We start from the raw sequence: 21,643 nt of genomic DNA on the forward strand, positions 1-21,643 counted from the left end.
GTAAGATCGTTCTTGTTCAATGGTGCGCGCTCGGGTGATGTGCATCTCTATTGCGTTCATATTGTTCACACAGCAAAACTTTAACGTTCGATCAAGGAGCCAAGTTCATGGCCAGCGACCAGCACGATAGTGCCGCAGCCAACGCACCGGTCCCGTTGACCCGCGACGGCTGGTCATTTGCCGCCCGTATTTTTGCCGCACAAATGCTGCTGGTCATCGTGGTGATCGTTTGGCTTGGCATCGCTTCCTATCAGCACGTGGCCCGAGTGGCCCTGGACGTACGGCAATCAACGGTTGCCACCGTGTCCACTACCTTGGCCAACGACCCCTTCGTGGCCAACGCCCTGCAAGAAGATGACCCCAGCGCCAGCCTGCAGCCCTATACCCAGGACATTTTGAGCCACGCACAAACCATTGATTTCATCACCATCATGACCCCGGACCTGTTGCGCGTGACCCACCCCAACCCGGCGCAACTGGGTAAGCCCTATTCCGGGTCCACCGCAGAAGTCCTGAGCGGTGAGGTCTTCTCCGAGCAGGCGGTCGGAACCCTAGGACGCTCGGTACGTACCATCGCCCCGGTCTACGCGAAGGACGGGAAGATAGTGGGCATGGTCGCCACCGGCATCACGCTGGAAAGTCTGCAGGTGCTTTACCGCGAAGAGCTGCCGCAAATCCTGCTGGTCTCACTGTTTGCGCTGCTGCTGGCCGGGTTCACTTCCTGGTCATTCTCCAAATACATTCAAAGCGCCACCCTGGGCTTCGGCCCGCACGGGCTGCGCCGGCTCTACGCGTTCTACTTCTCCGCACTGCACTCGGTACGCGAGGGATTGATTCTGCTGGACCGCAGGCACCGCATTGTGCTCTATAACTCCGAAGCAGCCCGCCTCTTAAAGCTGCCGGCGCAGGCCCCGGGCGACGGTTTGGAACTTTCGGATGCCAGGCTGCCCGACACCCTGCGTGAATTAATGTCCAGCGGCCGGGCCGCGCGCGATGAAATCCACTTGGGCCACAACTCGGTGCTTGCAGTGTCACAGAGCAACGCCAGACTGACCGGAACCCAGCTGCCCGGCAGGTACCGGCTGCCATTGCGCTGGCTACGGGTACAGGCACCCAGCGGCCAGGTGCTCACCCTGCGCGATCTGACCGAGGTGCAGGAACTGACCGGCGAGGTGCAGTCGCTGAAAACTTTCTCCACCGCGCTACGTGCCCAGACCCATGAGCACGCCAACCGCCTGCATACCATCGCCACGCTGATCGAAAATGGCAGCGCGGACAAGGCGCTGGCCTTCGCCGTCGATGACCGGCAAAATTCCCAAGCGCTCACCGACGCGATCGTGCAAAACATTGATGACGTGTACCTGTCTAGTTTGTTGGTCGCTAAATCGGCACAGGCCCACGAACGCGGAGTCACCCTCAGCATTACCGCCACCGGGGTGGTCCGCCCGGATACCTTCCACGCCACCGACATCGTGACCATCGTCGGCAACTTGCTGGATAATGCGCTGGACGTTTCGGTGGGTACCGAGGAGTCGACCGTCTGGGTGGAAGTTAATGCCCTCGCGGACGAGGTGATCATCTCCGTCGCGGATTCCGGGCCGGGCATCGAACCCGAATTCCTGGAAAACCTGCTGCGTTTCGGAGTGAGCACCAAACAGGGCAACGCGCCGCGCGGACTCGGGCTCGCTCTGGTGCAGCAGGCGGTGACGCGGCTTCATGGAACAATGACCATAGACAACGATGCCGGGGCGATATTCACCATCACCCTGCCGGTACTGCCTGAGGAGGACAGCGCGTGAGCTTAACCGAGCCGAGCAGCGACTTCCGGGTACTGGTGGTTGACGACGAACCGGAGACCGCCCGCGCCCACGCCATGTATGTGGATCGGGTTCCCGGGTTCCGCACCGGCGCCATCGCTGCCAATGGGTACGGCGCACTGCAAATGCTCAGCGACGCCCACGAGGCAGGTGCCCCCTTCGACTTGGTCCTGCTGGATATGACGCTGCCGGACTTGCACGGAATTGACGTGGCCCGCCGAATGCGCGGGCGCGGTTATACGCTCGATATTATTGCCATTACCGCGGTGCGTGACCTGGCCGTGGTCCGATCTGCGGTAGCTACGGGAATCACCCAGTACCTGATCAAGCCGTTTAGCTTCGCGGTCTTTGCCGAAAAACTGGAAAACCATCGGGCGTTTATTGCGACCATGCGCTCGGGTGGGTCCTCCACCTCGCAGGCCGCCTTGGATACCGCGTTTTCGGCATTGCGCACCACTAGCGCCTCAGTGTCGCTGCCCAAGGGACTGATCAGCCAAACGCTGGAACAGGTCCAAAACCATTTGGCGTCCAGCCCGACCCGCGCCTTTTCGGCTACCGAACTGGGTGAGGAATTAGGACTCTCGCGGGTGACTGCCCGCCGATACCTAGAACATTTGGCGTTGGTTAAGACCGCGGTGAAACAACCACGCCATGGCACCCGTGGCCGGCCGGAATTTGAATACCAGCACAATTCGCACTGACTAGCTGCCCTGCTTGCGTTTTCTTTTCGAAGGATGCGCGACGTTGATCTGCTATCTGGGCTCAATTGATAGGCCCAGCATCCTAGTGGCGCGCAAATAAGTATTTCAGTTACCTAGCTCTCAGGGCTACGTTAGCGAAGTAACATTCGCCCAAGCCCCTCAGGATCATCCTTGTCACAAGATGTGCAAATCAGCGTGAGCGATGCAGCACGCGGCGGACCCTCCGCGCCGACGACCGCTCCGCCGAGCCGCAAGCTGCTGTCCTTGCTTACTGGCCCCTTAGTTGGTTTTCTCCTTTTCTTGGCCCTACCCGAGTCACTATCCTTCCAGGGACAGGCAGTCGCCGGGTGTGCCGCGTGGATGGCAATCTGGTGGATCACCGAAGCCGCACCTATTCCAGTGACCTCGCTGCTTCCATTGGTACTCTTCCCGTTATTCGGGATGGACACGATGACCAACGTGGCCGCGCCTTACGCCAACCCGGTAGTTTTCCTCGTCATGGGCGGCGTGATCCTGGGGCTCGCCACGGAGCGCAGTAATCTTCACCGGCGCATCGCACTGCTCACGATCCGTGCCGTAGGCACACGTCCGGATCAGATCGTCTTCGGGCTGATGCTTGCCTCCGCGTTTATCTCGGCCTGGGTTTCCAACACCGCCACCGCGGTGATTATGGTCCCGATCGGTGTCTCGATCCTGCAGCTGGTCCGCAATATCGATCCCAAAGCCGTAGACGCGAAGTTCTCAGCCTCGATGATGTTGGGCATTGCCTACGGTGTGACCATCGGCTCCATGGCCACGCTCATCGGTCAGCCACCGATGGCGTTGATGGCTGCATACCTTGATGCAGAGCTGAACTACGAGATGCAGTTCGGCAAGTGGATGCTCGTGGGCGTCCCGGTAGCAGTCTTCATGCTGCTGGTCGCGTGGCTGGTGCTGACCAAACTGGTTTTCCGCACCGGACTGAAACAAATCCCCGGTGGCAAGGATCTGATTCGCGCCGAACTGACAAAGCTGGGCACCATGTCCACCTCCGAACGTCGCGTTGCCGCGATTTTCCTGGTCGCGATTTTCTGCTGGGTTGCTCTGCCATTTATCGCTAAGATTCCCGCAATTGCGCAGTCGATGCCGTTCCTCGGCGAAATCTCGGATACTCAGGTTGCGATGGGCGCGGCCATAGCCTGCTTCCTAGTTCCTGCGGGCAAGAGCGCTGGCCCGTTATTAAAATGGGAATCGGCGCGTGATATCCCTTGGGGTCTGCTGCTACTTTTCGGCGGCGGCCTGTCGCTATCGGCGATGTTCACCTCCACTGGGCTATCAAAGTGGATCGGCGATCAGGTGAGCACGCTCGGAGACCTGCCACCCATCCTCGTGCTGCTTGTGGCCGCGCTTGTTGGCTTGGGACTGACCGAACTAACCAGCAATACGGCCACCGCGGCCGCATTCTTCCCGATCATGGGTGCGGTGGCAGTCGGCGTCGGCGTGGATCCGTTGCTGATGATCATCGTGATGACCTTGGCGGTGTGTTCCGCGTACATGTTGCCGGTAGCTACGCCGTCTAATGCCGTGGCTTTCGGATCCGGCGAGGTCTCCATCAGGCAGATGGTACGAGCCGGCGTCTGGCTGAACCTGATCTCGATGGTGCTGATCGTGGGCGTCATCTACACGTTGGTTCCGTGGGTTTTCGGCGTGAGCATCTAACCCCGCAAAACATTTCAAGGCCTGTCCCCCACGATTTCTGTGGTTCGGACAGGCCTTGAGTGCTTTAGTGGTGCTGATTATCCTTGCGGACGCAGGTAGTTCGCAAGGTCATCGAGCACCGCTGGATCCTCGATTGTCGAAGGCACCGTGTACTCCTTGCCGTCGGCGATCTGCCGCATGGTTTTGCGCAGAATCTTTCCCGAGCGAGTCTTCGGCAGCCCGGCCACCACGCTCACCTCACGGAAGTCCGCCACCGGTCCGATATGCTGGCGCACCAGCGCAACGATCTCCTTTTTCAGTGTTTCCTCGTCCGTGTCCACACCGGATTTGAGCACCACATATCCGCTGGCGCGCTGGCCTTTGAGTGCGTCGTTGATGCCGATCACCGCGCATTCGGCGACCGCCGGATGGCTGGCGAGCACCTGTTCCATGGCGCCGGTGGACAACCGGTGTCCGGACACGTTGATCACGTCATCGGTGCGCCCCATGACAAACAGGTAACCGTCCTCATCGAGGAAGCCCGAATCACCGGTGAGGTAGAAGCCTTCGATCTGCGTGAGATAGGTGTCGATGAAGCGCTGGTCATTGCCCCACAGCGTGGTCAGTGCGCCCGGTGGCAACGGCAGCTTGATGACGATATTTCCCTCATCGCCAGCAGCTACCTGAGCGCCGAGGGCGTCACGGATTTCTACGTTAAAACCGGGTACCGGGGTGGTGGGGCTGCCGGCTTTCGCAGTCAGCTCCTCCAGTCCCAGCGGGTTGGAGGCGATAGGCCAACCGGTTTCGGTCTGCCACCAGTTATCCACGACCGGGATGCCCAGCAGATCCACCGCAAAGTGGTAAGTGTCCGGGTCCAGCCGCTCTCCGGCAACAAATAGTGCGCGCAGCGAGGACAGGTCATGAGCGGCGATCAGCGCTCCGGACGGGTCGGCCTTACGCACCGCACGCAGCGCGGTGGGTGCGGTGAACATCGTGGTGACCTTGTGGTCCTCGATAATGCGCCCAAACACGCCGGCATCCGGGGTGCCAATTGGCTTGCCCTCGTAGAGTACGGAGGTCGCGCCGGCGATCAATGGTGCGTACACGATGTAGGAGTGGCCCACGACCCAGCCCACATCCGAAGCGGTAAACATGACGTCACCGGGGTGCACATCGTAAATCGCGTTCATGGAGAACTGCAGCGCCGTGGTGTAACCACCGGTATCGCGTACGACTCCCTTAGGGGAACCGGTGGTACCGGAGGTGTAGAGCACGTAGAGCGGGTGGGTGGAGTCAAGTGACACTGGCGCGGCGGGCTGGGCCACCTTGGCTAGCTCATCCCAATCCAGCCAATTGACCTCGGAAGCATCCTGGTACTCACTGGGGCTGTGTTCAAACCCGTCGCGGTGGCTCACGATGACATCTCGCACAGATTTTTCGGCGAGCGCCAAAGCCTCGGCGACGGCCGGCAGGTATTCAATATGACGCGAAGGTTCAATACCACCCGAGGCCGTGACGATGGCTACCGGCTCGCAGTCGGTAATACGAGCGGCCAGCTCTTTCGGAGCGAAACCACCAAAAACTACCGAGTGCACTGCACCGAGGCGCGCACAGGCAAGCATCGAGATGACAGCCTGCGGAATCATCGGTAGGTAGATCAAGACACGGTCACCGGTTTTTACACCGCGGTCGCGCAAAACGCCGGCGAAGATTTCCACTTCGCGCAAAAGTTCACTGTAGCTGTACTCGGTTTTGCTATTCAGCATTGCCGAATCGTAAATGAGTGCGGCCTGATCCCCGCGCCCGGCAGCCACATGTCGATCCAGTGCGTTGGCCGATAGGTTCAGCTTTCCGTCCGGGAACCAGTTGTACAGTGGCGCCTTCGAATCATCGATCGCTTGGGTGGGCGCCTTGTCCCACTGCACCTCTCGGGCAGCGGTAAGCCAAAACGCGGCCGGATCGGTAGCGGCCTGGTTAAAGGCCTGGCGGTATTCCTGTGCCATGTTTCCCTCCTGGGGCCGGGCATCGTCACCCGGCGGCTGTGCGGTTGCTACACCTACTAGCGTATGAGGGCAGTCACATGTTCGCAAGTTATTTGTATACATTTCTGCGAAGATTGCGAAAAGATTTACGCTTTACTATCCCTTTCCGGCTATTCATGTATACAATCGAACCATGAAAGCAAGCGACAAGGTCTACGAGAGCCTGCGCCGCGACATCGTCGAATGGCGGTTGTCACCGGGCACGGTACTCGCCGAGGTGGAGCAGTCCGACAGGCTTGGAGTTTCCCGTACCCCAGTGCGTGAAGCCTTAGCCCGACTGGTCGCTGATGGGTTAGCGGTGCAACAGCGCGGACGCGGTGCGATCGTCTCCGAAATCTCCGATACCCACGTCGAAGACCTCTTCGTTTTGCGCCGGGCGTTGGAATGCGAAAGCGCACGCCTCGCAGCACGCTCCACTCATGGCGCTGATTTTGCCCTGTTGGCACAGCGTTTCGAAACCGCGGCGCAGCAATTGCGCGCCGAAGCCGCCACCGACGGGTACTACCAGTTGGTCAGCGAACTCGACGAGATGATCGACACGGCAGCGAACAATACGTACCTCTCCGGTGCGCTGCGCACACTACGCGTTCATCTGCAACGCGTCCGTCGGCTAGCAAAAGACAATCCAGAGCGATTATTAGAATCCGCCGGAGAACATGCGGCGATTGCCAGGGCGATCGCCAGCGGGAAACCAGAGGTCGCTGCCGCGGCCACCACGGTCCACCTACACCAATCGTTTGAACACATCATGACCCACGCGGTCGCCACTGAAAGGACACCATGATCAATCATCCAGTTCGCGTTTACCGCTCCGAAGAAAACCTCGCCCGCGAGGATCAGCTAGCGCACAAGATCGCAACCGTTGCAGCCGATCCGGTAGAAGTGACCGCTGAGGTCACCGACATGATCATTAACCGCATCATCGACAACGCTTCGGTGGCTATCGCCTCACTGAACCGCGGTCCAATCGTTGCCGCTCGATCCCAAGCGCTAACCCACGCACCGTCCACCGGTGGCAAGGGCGCCAACGTCTTCGGCATCACCGAAAAGGTCTCCCCCGAGTGGGCAGCCTGGGCTAACGGCGTTGCAGTGCGCGAGCTCGATTACCATGACACCTTCCTGGCCGCCGAGTACTCACACCCAGGCGATAACATCCCACCCATCTTGGCCGTCGCCCAGCACACCGGTGCTTCGGGCAAGGATCTGATCCGTGGCATCGCCACCGGGTACGAAATCCAGGTTGATCTGGTGAAGGCCATCTGCCTGCACAAGCACAAGATCGACCACGTAGCCCATCTGGGCCCCTCGGCTTCGGCCGGCATCGGCACCCTGTTGGGTCTAGATGTTGAAACCATCTTCCAGGCTGTCGGCCAGGGCTTGCACACCACCACCGCAACCCGACAGTCACGTAAGGGCGAAATCTCCACCTGGAAGGCACATGCCCCAGCCTTCGCCGGCAAGATGGCAGTTGAAGCAGCTGACCGTGCGATGCGCGGCCAGACCTCACCAGTGCCAATCTATGAAGGCGAAGATGGCGTGATCGCCTGGATGCTCGACGGCAAGGATGCCGCCTACGAGGTGCCGTTGCCAGAGGCTGGCGAAGCAAAGCGCGCCATCATGGACACCTACACCAAGGAACACTCGGCTGAATACCAGGCGCAGGCCTGGATCGACCTGGCTCGCAAGCTGCATGGTGAGCACCCAGAAGCCACCGAGGCGAAGAATGTGAAGTCGGTGCTGATCAAGACCAGCCACCACACTCACTACGTCATTGGTTCCGGCGCCAACGATCCACAGAAGTACGATCCAACCGCTTCACGCGAGACCCTGGATCACTCGATTCCATACATCTTCACCGTCGCCCTGCAGGACGGCGCATGGCACCACGTGGATTCCTACTCCCCGGAGCGTGCCGGCCGTGAAGACACCGTGGCACTGTGGCACAAGGTCACCACCGAAGAAGACGCTGAGTGGACCCGTCGCTACCACTCGCTGGACATCGCAGAGAAGGCCTTCGGCGGCAGCGTCGAAATCACGCTGAACGATGGCACCGTGATCACCGACCAGATCGCTGTGGCCGACGCGCACCCACTAGGCGCTCGACCATTCGCTCGCGAGCAGTACATCAACAAGTTCCGCAGCCTTGCCACCGGCCTGGTCGACGACGCGGAAATCGACCGCTTCATCGCCGCCGCCGAAAACCTGGAAAATCTGGGTGCCGGCGAGCTGGAACAGCTAAACATCGTTGCGGCAGCCGGAGTTATCGACGCCGCAGCCGCACCGAAGGGCCTGTTCTAGGATGTTGTACTCAACTAAAACCCCAGCGGCCAAGCGTGCCGCGCTACGCGAAATGCTCACCCCGGGAGCTGCTCGCCAGTTCCCCGGAGCGTTCAACCCACTCTCGGCCAAGCTGATCAGTGAGAAGAACTTCGACGGCATCTACATTTCCGGTGCAGTGCTCGCCAACGACCTGGGCCTCCCCGACATTGGACTGACCTCTCTGACCGAGGTCGCCACGCGTGCCGGACAGATCGCCCGAATGAGCGATTTGCCTTCGATCGTGGACGCAGACACCGGGTTTGGTGAACCGATGAACGTGGCCCGCTCGATCCAAGAGCTGGAATACGCTGGCTTGGCCGGCTGCCATATCGAAGACCAGTTCAATCCGAAGCGCTGCGGCCACTTGGACGGCAAGAACGTGGTGGATACCGAGACCATGCTCAAGCGCATCGCCGCAGCAGCCGACGCACGCATTGATGAGAACTTCTTGATCATGGCGCGCACCGACATCCGTGCGGTGGAAGGTCTGGATGCTGCGATCGACCGGGCAAAGGCGATGGTTGATGCCGGGGCGGACTCCATCTTCCCTGAGGCCATGAAGAATGTGTCGGAATTTGAAGCCATCTGTAATGCGGTTGATGTACCGGTGTTGGCGAATATGACCGAGTTCGGCAAGTCCGAGCTTTTCAACCGCCAGGAGCTGGCCGATGCCGGTGTTGCACTAATCATTTACCCGGTGACCTTGCTGCGTAGCGCCATGGGTGCGGCCGAGCGAGTACTCGACGCAATTAGCGAAGATGGAACTCAAGAGCGCGAAGTGGATAACATGTTAACCAGGTCACGTCTCTACGAGCTAGTCGACTATGAGGCGTACAACCGATTCGACACCGGGATCTTCAACTTCCAAGTTCCCACCCTCGACATCGATACCAATAACTCGAACCTCTAGTACGGGGATCCATCAACGAAGAGGATGCACTTATGAGCACCACCGAGGATATCAAGAAGGGCCTTGCCGGCGTCGTCGTGGATTACACGGCGGTCTCTAAGGTCAATCCGGAGACCAACTCGCTGCTTTATCGTGGCTACCCGGTACAGGATCTCGCGGCAAGCAAGTCCTTCGAAGAAGTCGCACTACTGCTGTGGACTGGTGAATTGCCAAGCGAGTCGGAGCTGACCGAATTCAGCGCCTTCGAGCGAGCTAATCGTGCGCTCGATCCACGCGTGAAGGCTGCTATTGACCTACTGCCTACCGATTGCCATCCAATGGATGTTGGACGCACGGCCGTATCGGTGATCGGCGCCAACCACGCAGAGGCAGAAAATTCCTCCCCCGAGGCGGAACTGCGCAAGGCCAAGGAACTGTTCGCGGCTTTCCCAGCGGTCGTCGCCTATGATCAGCGCCGTCGTCGTGGCCAAGAGCTCGTGGCACCACGCGAGGATTTGGACTACTCGTCGAACTTCTTATGGATGAGCTTCGGTGAAGAGGCTGCCCCCGAGGTAGTCGACGCGTTCCGCGTGTCGATGGTGCTCTATGCGGAGCACTCCTTCAATGCCTCCACCTTCACCGCACGCGTAATTACCTCGACGCTCTCGGACCTGCACTCGGCTGTCACCGGCGCCATCGGTGCTTTGAAGGGTCCTTTGCACGGCGGCGCCAACGAGGCGGTGATGCACACCTTCGACGAGATCGGTATCGACAAGAACGAATCCCGCAAGGATGCTGCCGTCCGTGCGAAGGCGTGGATGGAAGATGCGCTGGCACAGAAGAAGAAGGTCATGGGTTTCGGCCACCGCGTGTACAAGCACGGTGACTCGCGGGTACCAACGATGAAGGCTGCGCTGGACAAGATGATCGAGCATTACGGTCGTTCCGAAATGCTTGGACTCTACGATGGCCTGGAGTCGGCCATGGATGAGGCGAAGGCGATCAAACCAAACCTCGACTACCCAGCCGGCCCGACCTATCACTTGATGGGTTTTGACACCGAAATGTTCACCCCGATCTTCATCGCGGCACGCATCACCGGCTGGACCGCCCACATCTTCGAGCAGCGCGCCTCAAACGCACTGATCCGTCCGTTGTCCGCGTACAACGGTCCGGAGCAGCGCGCGCTGTAACAAGAATCCGTACACAAGAGCGGAGTCGGGCCGATCGGTTCGACTCCGCTCTTGTGTTAACTGACACGGCGGTATGTTGCTTATCGATAAGTGTTCATCGTAAGAGGACAACAGGTGTATCTTCCATGGGCACATCGAGTACCCTCGCAGTGAGAATCGTGCTGGGTCTGATCATCGTCGCGATTTCCATGGGCTCACTGATGACATTTATTCTGGGCACGGTCATGGCCCCAGACGATGCAGTAGCACCGACAGTAGTGCTCTTGGTGGGTGGATTCGGAGTCCTGCTAGCTGGGATCGCGCTCATCGTGTGGGTCCTGCGCCAATTGTTTTTCCAAGCCTCAACCACCGAAGCCCAGGCAGCGGCGTTGCGCACGGAGTTGGGCGTCGTGATCTAATGGCCATCAGAGTAGACATCGATGTCATGCTCTCCCGCCGAAAATGGCGGTTGGTGAACTAGTCGAAAAATCGGCATCACCCATGCAAATCTTGCAGTTCTCAAAAATGGGCGTACCAAAGCCGTCCGCTTCAGCACGTTGGAAGCCTGATCTGAAGCACTCGATTGCCAGCCCGGAGACCTGCTAATTTACGAGCCCAACCCCGCCCAGGCTAGCGAAGAAAGACCCTCGATCCTCAGTACCGCAGAATAATCCTAGATCCTGGTGCTTTACTCAGGCCAAGGCGCCAAGGCGATCTCTTGCAGGGTTTGATTATCCGCCGCATAACTGATGTGGGCGGTGAATTGTTCTCCCGCCAGCATGCGTGGAAGCCATAACGGGGAATCTTCCCACATTTGTGTCACCGGCAATGCGCTGGCTGAAAACCACAACGGTTCCAGTTCCTCGCTGGGTGCAAGACTCCCGCTGGCTAAACGCGCGATGAATACTGCACAGTCCATGTCAGAGCTCGGATTGGCCGGAAAATTGAAGACTATCTTGGCCGCTGGCCGAAGCTGGTCCGAAGCCACAAGCAGCCCGGTTTCTTCGAAGAACTCACGAATTCCAGCTTGCTCGGATGTTTCGCCGGGCTCAATCTTCCCGCCGGGCAAAACGATCTTGCCGATGCCAAAACCACGCAGTTTTCTCCCAAGCAGTACCTCGGTACCGAATTCACCGTCGCGTAGCAAAGCAAGTAAAGCAACGGGTTTCGGCCGGGACAAATTCATTGACATGCCCAAAAACCTAGTTCACCCTCGGGTGCGCAAAAAGGTAAGCCTCACGCAATGAATCGACGGTGACCTTCGTGTAAATCTGCGTGGTGGTGACCGAGGCATGACCCAATAATTCTTGAACCACTCGCACATCTGCTCCGCCCTCTAGAAGATGAGTGGCAAAGGAATGTCGAAGCGTGTGTGGAGAAACCTCACCCTCGATCCCCGCGCGCTGCGCGGCCTTGGCCAGAATCAGCCACACCGACTGGCGTGAAAGCCTGCCACCGCGCTGATTCAGAAATAAGGCAGGTGTCCCTTTGCCCTTGGTAGCCAGTCCCGGACGGGCACGCACCAGATAGTCGCTGACCGCGCGCTGGGCATAACCACCGACCGGTACAACCCGTTCTTTCGAGCCCTTACCGAACAAACGCACTACCGCGTCATCGGCAAAATGCAGATCATCTACATCCAGCCCGACAACCTCGGAGATACGGGCACCGGTCGAGTACAAAAATTCTAGAATCGCCCGATCTCTCAGCCCAGCGGGAGTATCCAACGCAATGGAATCGAGAATCTGAGTCACCGCAGAAATACTGATCGCCTTCGGCAACGACTGGCCCACCGTCGGAGGTTGCACCTCACGAGCAGGATTTGGCGCACAAATCTCCTCTAGCTCCCAATACTTATGCAGCTGCCGAATGGCCACCGTATGGCGTGCGACCGATCTGGGTCCCAGAGCCTGATGCTCATCATCGCCGCGTGCCAACTGCTGTAGGTAGCCACTGACATCATTTTCAGTGATCAATGCGGGATCAGTGATGCCACGTGTTTCCAAAGTTTCTTGGTAACGAGTTAGATCCCGACGATAGGAGTCCAAGGTATTTTTTGCCAGGCCACGCTCGATCGCCAAGTGTTGCAGGTAGCGGCGTAGCGCGGACTCAAACGTGCCGGATTTCGGCGCCGGTTGGGCAGTTGCTTCGGGCAAACTCATGGTGCGCTTTAGGCCCCGCGCAATCCGGGGTGCGCGTCGAATGCACTATCAGCCGGTCGCAACGTGGAGTAATTGCTCGCACGTGCAGCAAAGGCTGCCAAGAGGCCTACTACCGCCGAGGGGTTATGGATTCGGCCGTCAAGCACTGCGGCTACAGCCTCGTCTAGGGGCACCCAGCGGGTGATGATTTCGGCTTCTTCATCAGTGCGTTCGTGACGCTGTCCTTCCGGCGCCAGATTCACATCACGCGCTAAAAATATTCGTAGCGCCTCGGAAGAAGACCCTGGAGAGAGAAAAACGTCGGTAAGGACGGCCCAAGATTCAGCGGTTCGATCCGCTTCCTCCCAGAGTTCTCGCTTGGCGCCTTCAAGTGGCGGCTCCCCCGCCACGTCGAGCAATCCGGCGGGAAGTTCCCACAGCCGCATACCGACAGGGTGACGGTATTGGTTAACTAAAAGGACCCGTTCGCGTTCATCGAGGGCGAGGATCGACACGGCACCGGGGTGCACGATGTAGTCTCGCTCGATGCGGGATCCATCATCCGAAAGTTGCACTGTATCGTGGACGACATTCCAGATGCGTCCTTCATATACGGTTTCACGTCCAATCAACTCTCGAGGTGAAAGTTCATCGGATATCGGTTGTGGTTCCACGCGAACGGGCCCTTCTATTGGTATGACCTAACAGGTACTACCTTAGACGGTTTATAACCGGTATTGCTCAGGCGTTGCGCTTTGCCAGAGCCGCGGCGACCAGACCTGCAAAGAGCGGGTGTGGGCGAGTTGGGCGGCTGGAAAGTTCTGGGTGAGCCTGCGTGGAGACGTAGTACGGATGTACGTCCTTAGGCAGTTCAACGAACTCAACGAGCTTGCCATCTGGGGAGGTTCCCGAGAAGACTAGTCCCGCCTCTTCAAGCTGCGCACGGTAAGCATTGTTGACTTCGTAGCGGTGACGGTGACGTTCAGCAACCTCGGTCTTGCCGTAGGTTTCGGCCAGCACAGAACCTGGCAGAAGCTTCGCGTCATACAAACCTAAGCGCATGGTTCCGCCTAGGTCACCCTTGCCGTCAACAATGTCCAGCTGTTCGGCCATAGTCGCGATGACTGGGGTGGAAGACTCCGGATCAAACTCGGTAGAGGAAGCTTCTGGTAGATCAGCCATATTGCGGGCGTACTCGATCACCATGGACTGCAGACCTAGGCACAGGCCCAAGGTAGGAATCTGGTTTTCACGAGCAAATCGCAGCGCGCCGAGCTTTCCTTCAAGACCGCGAATACCGAAGCCACCAGGTACACAGATTGCTTCCGCACCATCGAGAGCCTTGCGGGCTCCTTCTTCGGTAGCGCAGTCATCGGACGGTACCCAACGGATCTTGACCTTGGAATCGTTAGCGAAACCGCCGGCCTTCAAAGCTTCGGTGACCGAGAGATAAGCATCTGGAAGTTCGATGTATTTTCCGACCAAAGCGATGGTCAGTTCATGCTTCGGGTTGCGGACGACGTCTAGTAGTCGGTCCCAACCTTCCCAATCCACGTCGCGGAACTTCATATCCAGAGTCTGCACGATGTAAGCATCAAGGCCCTGTGCATGCAGGATCTTTGGAACTTCGTAGATACTCGGCGCATCCGGGCAGCTGATGACTGCTTCGGTTTCCACGTCGCAGGTACGTCCGAGCTTTGCGCGCATCTCGTCTGGGATTGCACGATCAGAGCGGATGACCAGAGCGTCCGGCTGAATGCCGATGGAACGCAGAGCAGCCACCGAGTGCTGAGTTGGTTTGGTCTTCAGCTCGTGGCTCGGGCCAATGTAGGGAACGAGGGAAACGTGAACGAAGAAGGCGTTCTTTCGTCCAATGTCCTGGCGGACCTGGCGAGCTGCCTCAAGGAATGGCTGGGATTCAATATCACCGACCGTGCCACCGATTTCGGTGATAATAACGTCAGGGGCCGATTTGCCTTCACCTGGCTCGGTGGCCGCCAAACGCATACGACGCTTGATTTCGTCAGTAATGTGAGGAATGACTTGAACTGTATCGCCTAGGTATTCACCGCGACGTTCACGTTCCAGAACGGTTGAATAAACCTGACCGGTGGTCACGTTGGCGGAACCCGGAAGATTTTCATCCAGGAAGCGCTCGTAGTGTCCGATGTCCAGGTCGGTTTCTGCGCCATCGTCAGTAACGAAGACTTCACCATGCTGGAAAGGATTCATAGTACCTGGATCGACGTTCAGGTACGGATCGAGCTTCTGCATGGTCACGGAGAGACCACGAGCTCGAATTAAGTGTCCAAGGCTGGATGCCGTCAATCCCTTACCCAGGGAGGAGGCTACACCGCCGGTGACGAAGATATGTTTTGTCGTTTCAGACGACCGAGAATCACGAGTTAATTTACGCTGCACCACGGGATTTCATCCTATCACCATTGCTCGCTTTCGCGAATACCGACCATCCACTTTGCAACTCTACGACACCTGCCGAAGATGCCAAAGTCCGTCTCTGCCATTTAGCGTGCGCTCTTCGTCACCAATGATTCGACCATCTTCCGCGCATCAGCCAGAAGCTCTTCTGCATGCGCTTGAGCGGTGTCAGATTCCTCCTGACCTGCCAACATCCGGGCCAGCTCACGGACACGTTCCGTGTCATCAAGAGTGATTACGTCACTGGCGGTAAACCCGGCGCCGGCCGCTGACTTACCGTTTGAGGTCTTTATCACGCGGATATGATGATCAGCATAGGCCGCCACTTGGGGTAGGTGTGTGACCACAATGACTTGCACATGTCGGGCAAGCATCGCCAATCGCTCACCGATGCTCACCGCAGCTTTGCCACCAACTCCGGAATCCACTTCATCAAAGACGAAGGTTGGCACCGGATCTACTGCTGCGAGGACTACCTCGATAGCTAGCATCACGCGCGACAGCTCACCGCCGCTGGCCCCCTTACCCAGTGGGCGAGGCGCGGCACCTGCATGGGGCGCTAACAGCATTTCGATCTGGTCTTGCCCATATGCACCGAGCTCCGGCAAATCACCGATCTCGACAAAGAGATTCGCATCAGGCATGGCCAATGCGGTTAGCTCGGCGCTGACCCGCTTGGAAAGCTTCGTGGCAGCCTTGCGTCGGGCTTCAGAGAGATCAGTAGCCAGAGCTGAGACCTTCTGCTCCAGCTGGACCACAGCGTCCTCGAGTTCCTCGATGCGAGTGTCGTCCGAACCAAGCCGTTCCAAACGTTGCCGGGATTCTTCGGCCCAGGAAATAACTTCATCGATGCTTGGCGCATATTTACGCATGAGTTTATTCAAATCTGCACGACGTGCTTCAATCTGAGCCAGCCGCTCAGGACCCTCTTCATCAAGATCTGAGACGTAGCTTGCCATATCACTCGATAGTTCCGAAGCAAGAATGCCAAGTTCTGCGGCGCGGTCAGCAAAGGCTGCTAGGGCCGGGTCATCATCACTTGCTTGCGCCAAAATTCCGCGAACAGATTCTGCCAAAGTAGTAATCCCTGGGGATTCAAAATCTTCACTATCGACAATGGCTCTAGCCTGCAGGCTAGCGTTTCGCAGTGATTCGACGTTACCCAACTTCATCGCCGTTTCACGTAAATTCTCGTCTTCACCCGGCAACGGCTCTAGCGAATCAATCTCGTCGAGCGCGAGTTTTAGGTTTTCGGCTTCACGAACCCGATCACGCGAGTCTTGCTTAAGCGCAGTTAGTTCTTTACTCGACGCACGCCACTGTCGGTAGGTCCGCTGATACTCCTTGAGCGTGCGCGCCAGGCCTGAACCGGCAAATCGGTCAAGTGCATCACGTTGCGCGCCAGCCTCTTTCAGACGAATCTGATCAGACTGACCGTGGACAGCCACCAGCTCCTGCCCTAGTTCGGCCAACAAACCGACCGGGGCACTTCGTCCACCGACTGTCGCTTTGGAACGACCTTGAGCGGACAGAGAGCGAGTGAGTAACAGTTCACTCTTATCGCCTACTTCATCAACAAACGCCCCGGCATGAGTCGCCGCCTCGAGCGCGTGATGGTCTGGGTCTAGACGCACGACAGCCTCGGCTAGTGCGTGATCGGCACCGTTTCGCACTGCACCGGCATCGGCTCGACGGCCAAGCAGTAAGGACAGAGCGGTGATCACCATTGTTTTACCTGCACCGGTTTCGCCGGTGACAACAGTCAACCCCGGCCCAAGTGGCAGAGTCGCCTTGGTAATCACGCCAAGGTTAGAGATCGAAATTTCTTGAATCATCGCCCGCTCCCGGTCGTTCTAGTGCATTCGTTCCAGTTCTCGTCCCAATAGTACTTGTTGAATCGTAAGTTTGTTCGAATATGAGTGTTGTGAGTCGTAAATTCTCTTATTTCATTTCGTCACGAGCCACTAACGGGATCCCAGGTTCATCCTTGTGATGCGGTTCGACGCTCTGAAAGCCGGGCCCGATGACCGGCAGAGCAGTGGTTGCTGGACGGCGTTCGTCCTCGTCCGCCGGGCCGCGCCATCCCTGAATCGGAAGCTCAAATTTATTCACCAGTCGCTCCGAGAATGGAGTCGTATTAAGCCTTGCCAAAAGCACTGGCTTGTCACTCCGAGTAACCTCAATACGAGCTCCAGGCGGCAGGTCAATTGTTCGACGACCATCGCACCACAGCACAGCGCCGGCTTCGGAACGGGTTAAAATTTCAACCGCCATAATCGAGTCTGGCGAAACCACCAGTGGCTTAGCAAATAGTGCGTGGGCACTAATGGGAACCATGATCAGCGCTGCCACTTCGGGCCAAACTACGGGGCCACCAGCAGAAAATGCATAGGCAGTGGACCCTGTTGGCGTAGCCATGACGACGCCGTCGCAACCAAAAGTAGATATCGGTCGTCCATCGACTTCGATGACAACCTCAATCATGCGTTCGCGATTAGCCTTTTCAACCGCGGCTTCGTTAAGTGCCCAAGTTTCCGCAAGACAAACGTTGTCCCGCCAAACCTGAACTTCGATAGCCATCCGTTCTTCAACGGTGTAAGCACCAATCACCAAAGCATGTACTGTGTCCGCTAATTCGGATCTCTCGGCCTCGGCTAGAAAACCAACATGTCCAAGATTTACGCCAACCAACGGCAAAGATGCATCACGCACTAGTTCCGCTGCGCGCAGTACTGAACCGTCTCCACCCAGAACTACGCCTAAATCGACCTGTTCAATGGTGCAATCCTGACCAAGAATGTCGATTTGCAGCCGGAGTCCGGTGCTTGCAGTTTGTATTGCTTCATGATCTTTTTTGCGCATCACTGGACGCACACCGGCAGCATGGAGCAACCCACAAGTTTCAATAGCCGCGGCGATCGCTTCTTTGCGACCCGTGTGTGTGAAAACTAGGATGCGGCGCAAGGCAGGCTGCCCCTCTCGGGTTAGAAGTATGCGCTTGGTGATGAGGAATTCACCGCTCAAGCAATTCACTTCTAAGAATAGTCAACTACTTCCCACAATTTGGCTTCATCGACGGATTGTTGATTACTCATGGGAGGTTTTCCGAGCCAGAGAAAAAATTCAACGTTTCCGTCTTGTCCGGGCAAGGGACTGCGGGCCAGACCACACAATTGCAAACCAACGTCCTGCGCTGATGCTACGACGCTTTCAATGGCACTGCGCCGTAACTCGGGAGATAAAACCACGCCGGTTCGATTTATGTGTTCACGTCCAACTTCGAATTGTGGCTTTACCATCAACACGAGCGAACCACCCGGGCGTGTCGTGCCTGCCAGAGCGTCGATCACTAAGCGCAATGAAATGAACGATAAGTCGGCTACGACCAAGTCGACTTCTCCCCCAATATCCTCGGGGTTCATATACCTAACGTTGAGACCTTCAAACACCGATACTCGGGAGTCTTCACGAATTTGGTTCACGAGTTGTCCATGCCCGACATCCGCGGCCATCACCTGTTTGGCACCGCGACGCAGTAAGACATCTGTAAATCCGCCGGTAGAGGCACCAGCATCTAGACAGCGCAACGACTCGGGCGAAATGGTCGTAAATACATCTAGCGCACCAGCCAGTTTATGGCCGGCACGGGAAACGTATTCTTCACCCTCACTAGCTAAGACTTCGAGCTCGGATTCCGGAGCAACGTTCTTCGAAGCCTTGGTAGCAACAACCCCATTGAGCAGAACTCGTTTTGCGTCAATAAGCTTGGCCGCTTCGGTCCGCGAACGAGCTAGCGACCGAAGTACTAGTACTTGATCAAGCCGGTTCACGCGCGGTACTCCGTTGAGTTAAGCTGCGACTGAAGAGTTGCCAGTAGCTGCTCGTATATTGCTGAATGTTCTGTTATATCCTGCTGGGCAAGGGATGAGAGCGTGTCGTCCAGCGCTTCATCTTCCAACATTGATGCCGACTTGTCGCCAGGCGTTGGCATATTCATGTGTGCTACCTCTGAGCTCGTCGCAGGGTGTCCAATCCGCGCGAGGTGAATTGGATTTCGGGACTAACATGATCTTGCTGGCGCGAATGAGCCAGCCACCAAGCATGGCATGCGGCACGCCATGCATTTAGGTCTGATTCATTGCCACTGACCTCTATAGACTCACCATCAACCTTAGCAATTGACTCTCCGACTTGTACGCCGTAGCCAAGCACTTTGATTGTTGGGTACGGTCGGTAAAGATCTGCGAGGCTGGAAATAAGGTAGTTAGGGCGCTCCGATACCGGGGCACCAAGTGCGCTACGGGGAGAATCCACACCCGTCAATACCAGTGCAGTAGAAAAGCCCGCTCGATATCCTCCAAGGATATCGGTATCCAAACGATCCCCTACTACAAGGGGGCGCCGCGAATCTAAACGATCCGCTGCACGCGCAAATAAGAACGACTCTGGTTTTCCTGCAACGCGGGGTGTCACCCCGGTGGCTAGTTTCACCGCTTGGACTAATGATCCGTTACCTGGTGCGATACCCTCGGCCCGAGGAATGGTTAGGTCGGTGTTCGTCGCGACCCACTGTGCCCCGTTATTGATGGCATAGCTGGCCTCGGCAAGATCGTTCCAAGAAACGGCCGGGTCGAAACCTTGAATAACCGCCACTGGTTTATCTTTATGTGACTCTACGACTTCGAGTCCCCGCACCGCAATGCATTCACGCAGGTACGGGGACCCCACAACTAGTACCTTGCTGCCCGGATTTAATTCACGCGCCAATAGCTCGGCTCCGGCATCAGCAGATCCAAAGACCTGCTCCGCACCGGTTTTCACACCCAGTTGACGCAAATGCGCGGCAACTGACATTGGCGAACGTCCCGCATTGTTCGTTATGAACGCAAGAGCGACATTAACTTCTGCGAGTGCGTTCAATGACTCGACGGCGTCTGGGATCCCATTGGGACCCGCGTAGACGACACCATCGAGATCTGAAAGAACGGAATCAAATCCGGAGATCAGCATTCGGTACTAGTTCCTACTTCTGTGAGTCGGTTTCAGTTTCGGTGACGTTATCAGTTTCGGTTTCAACCTCTACTGAATCTACCTCAACTAGGCCGTCTTCCTCATCGATGCCGATTTCTTCGGTCTCAACGTCGGCATCATCGATATCGGCTTCCGCGGTGTCTTCGACGGCCACTTCGCTCTCAATCGAGTCAGCTGCGTCAACAACAGCTTCATCTCCGGAGTCCACAGCAACATTCTCATCTACAAGATCCCTAGCGCGTGGGCGTTCGTCCTCTTCATCCATCTCTGGAGCTAGGTCCATGATGAAGGAATCGGCTTCTTCCTCGATGCCAAGAGCACGCTCTGCGACAGAAACCTGCGCGAACCAACGCTTGGAATCCTCGGTGCGGCCAGCTCCTGCAAGCAGATCAGCATAAGCGGTAAACAAACGCGGGCTGAACGAGTAAGCGCGATTGAAGTCAAGCTGTTCTAGAGATTCCAACTCGGCAAGAGCCAGATCTAATTTGCCCAAGTCGCCGTAGGCACCTGCGGCAACGATGTGCATCTCGACCTTGACCGCAGATTCCAGATTCGCGCACTCATCTGAGTGTGCAAGCTCAATGGCTTTTTCAGCACGACCCAAGCCACGCAGCGAGTCTGCGATCAAGGGAAGGTTGTAATCCGAACCGGAGATACGTCGGTGAGTACGAAGCTCGCGTAGTGAGTCCGCGTACTTGCCTGCGTGGTAGGCAGCAATGCCTACGGCTTCACGGACAACTGCAACGCGGCCGCCACGACGGGAGGCTGCCATGGTGTGCTCATAGGCGAGCTCGGGATCTTCTTCAAGTAGACGGCCAGCCATGACCAAGTGCTTAGCTACCCAGCTTGCCGAGCGTTCTTCGAGGTACCGAAGCTGGGCGCGTGCAACACGATCCAATTCCTTACCGGTAACGTCCTCATCGATATCTGGGGACTGTTCACGGTCTGGGCGGTTCGAAATGCGTAGGTCGCCAGGGTTGTGAGCGCGCGGTGCTTCGTTGGAACGATCGTCGAAGCGGTTTCCACGTTCTGGGCGATCGCTCGTACCGCGGAATCCACCTTCACGGTTGTCATCGCGCTTGAAACCGCCACGGTTTTCGTCGCGGTTACCGCGGAAGCCACCTTCACGGTTGTCGTCACGCTTGAAACCGCCACGGTTTTCGTCGCGGTTACCGCGGAAGCCACCTTCACGGTTGTCATCACGCTTGAAGCCACCACGGTTTTCGTCGCGGTTACCGCGGAAGCCACCTTCACGGTTGTCATCGCGCTTGAAGCCGCCACCACGGTTGTCGTCACGCTTGAAGCCACCACCACGGTTTTCGTCACGCTTGAAGCCACCACCACGGTTGTCGTCACGCTTGAAGCCACCACGGTTTTCGTCGCGGTTACCGCGGAATCCACCTTCACGGTTGTCA

18 protein-coding genes and 1 pseudogene are annotated in these 21,643 nt (G+C 57.4%); 9 read left to right on the forward strand and 10 right to left on the reverse strand.

What is annotated here, in order from left to right; all coding sequences use genetic code 11:
- Positions 1-107: 107 nt before the first annotated feature.
- From IEX04_RS14710 to IEX04_RS14720, 3 genes are all read left to right on the forward strand, one after another.
- Positions 108-1,799 carry a sensor histidine kinase gene (locus IEX04_RS14710; protein WP_188686649.1) on the forward strand — a complete coding sequence of 564 codons (1,692 nt, stop codon included), beginning with the start codon at positions 108-110 and terminating at the stop codon, positions 1,797-1,799.
- A complete protein-coding gene (locus IEX04_RS14715) occupies positions 1,796-2,518 on the forward strand; it encodes a response regulator (RefSeq protein WP_229677171.1) in 723 nt (240 codons plus the stop codon). The genes IEX04_RS14710 and IEX04_RS14715 overlap by 4 nt, the downstream gene beginning before the upstream one ends.
- 195 nt (positions 2,519-2,713) lie before the next feature.
- On the forward strand, positions 2,714-4,216 hold the full coding sequence (locus tag IEX04_RS14720) for an SLC13 family permease (protein ID WP_229677172.1): 1,503 nt from the start codon (positions 2,714-2,716) through the stop codon (positions 4,214-4,216).
- Positions 4,217-4,293: 77 nt separating this feature from the next.
- Here the strand turns inward: IEX04_RS14720 and IEX04_RS14725 are convergent, their stop codons facing one another.
- Positions 4,294-6,198: an acetate--CoA ligase gene (locus IEX04_RS14725; protein ID WP_188686652.1), complete on the reverse strand. Its 1,905-nt coding sequence runs from the start codon at positions 6,196-6,198 to the stop codon at positions 4,294-4,296.
- 172 nt (positions 6,199-6,370) lie between these two features.
- On the opposite strand from IEX04_RS14725, the gene IEX04_RS14730 reads away from it, so the two are divergent.
- The 6 genes and pseudogenes from IEX04_RS14730 to IEX04_RS19225 all read left to right on the forward strand — a co-directional run bounded on the left by IEX04_RS14730 (position 6,371) and on the right by IEX04_RS19225 (position 11,288).
- The gene (locus IEX04_RS14730) at positions 6,371-7,021 is read left to right on the forward strand and encodes a GntR family transcriptional regulator (RefSeq protein ID WP_188686655.1); all 651 of its coding nucleotides are present in this window, start codon (positions 6,371-6,373) and stop codon (positions 7,019-7,021) included.
- Complete coding sequence (locus tag IEX04_RS14735; protein ID WP_188686657.1) at positions 7,018-8,535, forward strand: MmgE/PrpD family protein; 1,518 nt, start codon at positions 7,018-7,020, stop codon at positions 8,533-8,535. The genes IEX04_RS14730 and IEX04_RS14735 overlap by 4 nt, the downstream gene beginning before the upstream one ends.
- 1 nt (position 8,536) lies before the next feature.
- A complete protein-coding gene (gene prpB, locus IEX04_RS14740; RefSeq protein WP_188686659.1) occupies positions 8,537-9,466 on the forward strand; it encodes a methylisocitrate lyase in 930 nt (309 codons plus the stop codon).
- Positions 9,467-9,498: 32 nt separating this feature from the next.
- A complete protein-coding gene (locus IEX04_RS14745) occupies positions 9,499-10,638 on the forward strand; it encodes a bifunctional 2-methylcitrate synthase/citrate synthase (protein ID WP_096257572.1) in 1,140 nt (379 codons plus the stop codon).
- A gap of 125 nt (positions 10,639-10,763) precedes the next feature.
- On the forward strand, positions 10,764-11,036 hold the full coding sequence (locus tag IEX04_RS14750; RefSeq protein WP_096257571.1) for a DUF2975 domain-containing protein: 273 nt from the start codon (positions 10,764-10,766) through the stop codon (positions 11,034-11,036).
- A pseudogene (locus IEX04_RS19225) lies at positions 11,036-11,288 on the forward strand (helix-turn-helix domain-containing protein). Before IEX04_RS14750 ends, IEX04_RS19225 begins: the two are co-directional and overlap by 1 nt.
- 17 nt (positions 11,289-11,305) lie before the next feature.
- Here the strand turns inward: IEX04_RS19225 and IEX04_RS14755 are convergent.
- The 9 genes from IEX04_RS14755 to IEX04_RS18620 all read right to left on the reverse strand — a co-directional run.
- A complete protein-coding gene (locus IEX04_RS14755; RefSeq protein WP_188686662.1) occupies positions 11,306-11,809 on the reverse strand; it encodes an 8-oxo-dGTP diphosphatase in 504 nt (167 codons plus the stop codon).
- Positions 11,810-11,819: 10 nt separating this feature from the next.
- A complete protein-coding gene (gene xerD / locus IEX04_RS14760) occupies positions 11,820-12,779 on the reverse strand; it encodes a site-specific tyrosine recombinase XerD (protein WP_096257569.1) in 960 nt (319 codons plus the stop codon).
- 8 nt (positions 12,780-12,787) lie between these two features.
- Complete coding sequence (locus tag IEX04_RS14765; RefSeq protein WP_096257568.1) at positions 12,788-13,432, reverse strand: NUDIX domain-containing protein; 645 nt, start codon at positions 13,430-13,432, stop codon at positions 12,788-12,790.
- A 67-nt stretch (positions 13,433-13,499) separates the two neighbouring features.
- On the reverse strand, positions 13,500-15,182 hold the full coding sequence (gene pyrG, locus IEX04_RS14770) for a CTP synthase (RefSeq protein ID WP_096257567.1): 1,683 nt from the start codon (positions 15,180-15,182) through the stop codon (positions 13,500-13,502).
- A 101-nt stretch (positions 15,183-15,283) separates the two neighbouring features.
- Entirely contained in the window at positions 15,284-17,032 is a 1,749-nt protein-coding gene (gene recN, locus IEX04_RS14775) for a DNA repair protein RecN (RefSeq protein ID WP_188686665.1), read from the reverse strand.
- A 106-nt stretch (positions 17,033-17,138) separates the two neighbouring features.
- Complete coding sequence (locus IEX04_RS14780; protein ID WP_096257699.1) at positions 17,139-18,161, reverse strand: NAD kinase; 1,023 nt, start codon at positions 18,159-18,161, stop codon at positions 17,139-17,141.
- 71 nt (positions 18,162-18,232) lie between these two features.
- Positions 18,233-19,027: a TlyA family RNA methyltransferase gene (locus tag IEX04_RS14785; protein ID WP_188686668.1), complete on the reverse strand. Its 795-nt coding sequence runs from the start codon at positions 19,025-19,027 to the stop codon at positions 18,233-18,235.
- Between the two features lie 172 nt (positions 19,028-19,199).
- Complete coding sequence (locus tag IEX04_RS14790; RefSeq protein WP_096257564.1) at positions 19,200-20,207, reverse strand: HAD-IIA family hydrolase; 1,008 nt, start codon at positions 20,205-20,207, stop codon at positions 19,200-19,202.
- A 13-nt stretch (positions 20,208-20,220) separates the two neighbouring features.
- A partial coding sequence (locus IEX04_RS18620; protein ID WP_194446460.1) for a tetratricopeptide repeat protein occupies positions 20,221-21,643 on the reverse strand: 1,423 nt, incomplete at its 5' end.

Source organism: Glutamicibacter ardleyensis (assembly GCF_014644555.1).
Classification (GTDB): Bacteria; Actinomycetota; Actinomycetes; order Actinomycetales; family Micrococcaceae; genus Glutamicibacter; species Glutamicibacter bergerei.

What these genes read in the sequence shown, in the direction of transcription:
- IEX04_RS14735 (WP_188686657.1), top strand. Translation starts at nt 7,018, where the DNA reads ATGATCAATCATCCAGTTCGCGTTTACCGCTCCGAAGAAAACCTCGCC.
- recN (WP_188686665.1), bottom strand. Translation starts at nt 17,032, where the DNA reads ATGATTCAAGAAATTTCGATCTCTAACCTTGGCGTGATTACCAAGGCG.
- IEX04_RS14710 (WP_188686649.1), top strand. Translation starts at nt 108, where the DNA reads ATGGCCAGCGACCAGCACGATAGTGCCGCAGCCAACGCACCGGTCCCG.
- IEX04_RS14725 (WP_188686652.1), bottom strand. Translation starts at nt 6,198, where the DNA reads ATGGCACAGGAATACCGCCAGGCCTTTAACCAGGCCGCTACCGATCCG.
- IEX04_RS14750 (WP_096257571.1), top strand. Translation starts at nt 10,764, where the DNA reads ATGGGCACATCGAGTACCCTCGCAGTGAGAATCGTGCTGGGTCTGATC.
- prpB (WP_188686659.1), top strand. Translation starts at nt 8,537, where the DNA reads ATGTTGTACTCAACTAAAACCCCAGCGGCCAAGCGTGCCGCGCTACGC.
- IEX04_RS14745 (WP_096257572.1), top strand. Translation starts at nt 9,499, where the DNA reads ATGAGCACCACCGAGGATATCAAGAAGGGCCTTGCCGGCGTCGTCGTG.
- IEX04_RS14755 (WP_188686662.1), bottom strand. Translation starts at nt 11,809, where the DNA reads ATGTCAATGAATTTGTCCCGGCCGAAACCCGTTGCTTTACTTGCTTTG.
- IEX04_RS14730 (WP_188686655.1), top strand. Translation starts at nt 6,371, where the DNA reads ATGAAAGCAAGCGACAAGGTCTACGAGAGCCTGCGCCGCGACATCGTC.
- xerD (WP_096257569.1), bottom strand. Translation starts at nt 12,779, where the DNA reads ATGAGTTTGCCCGAAGCAACTGCCCAACCGGCGCCGAAATCCGGCACG.
- IEX04_RS14790 (WP_096257564.1), bottom strand. Translation starts at nt 20,207, where the DNA reads ATGCTGATCTCCGGATTTGATTCCGTTCTTTCAGATCTCGATGGTGTC.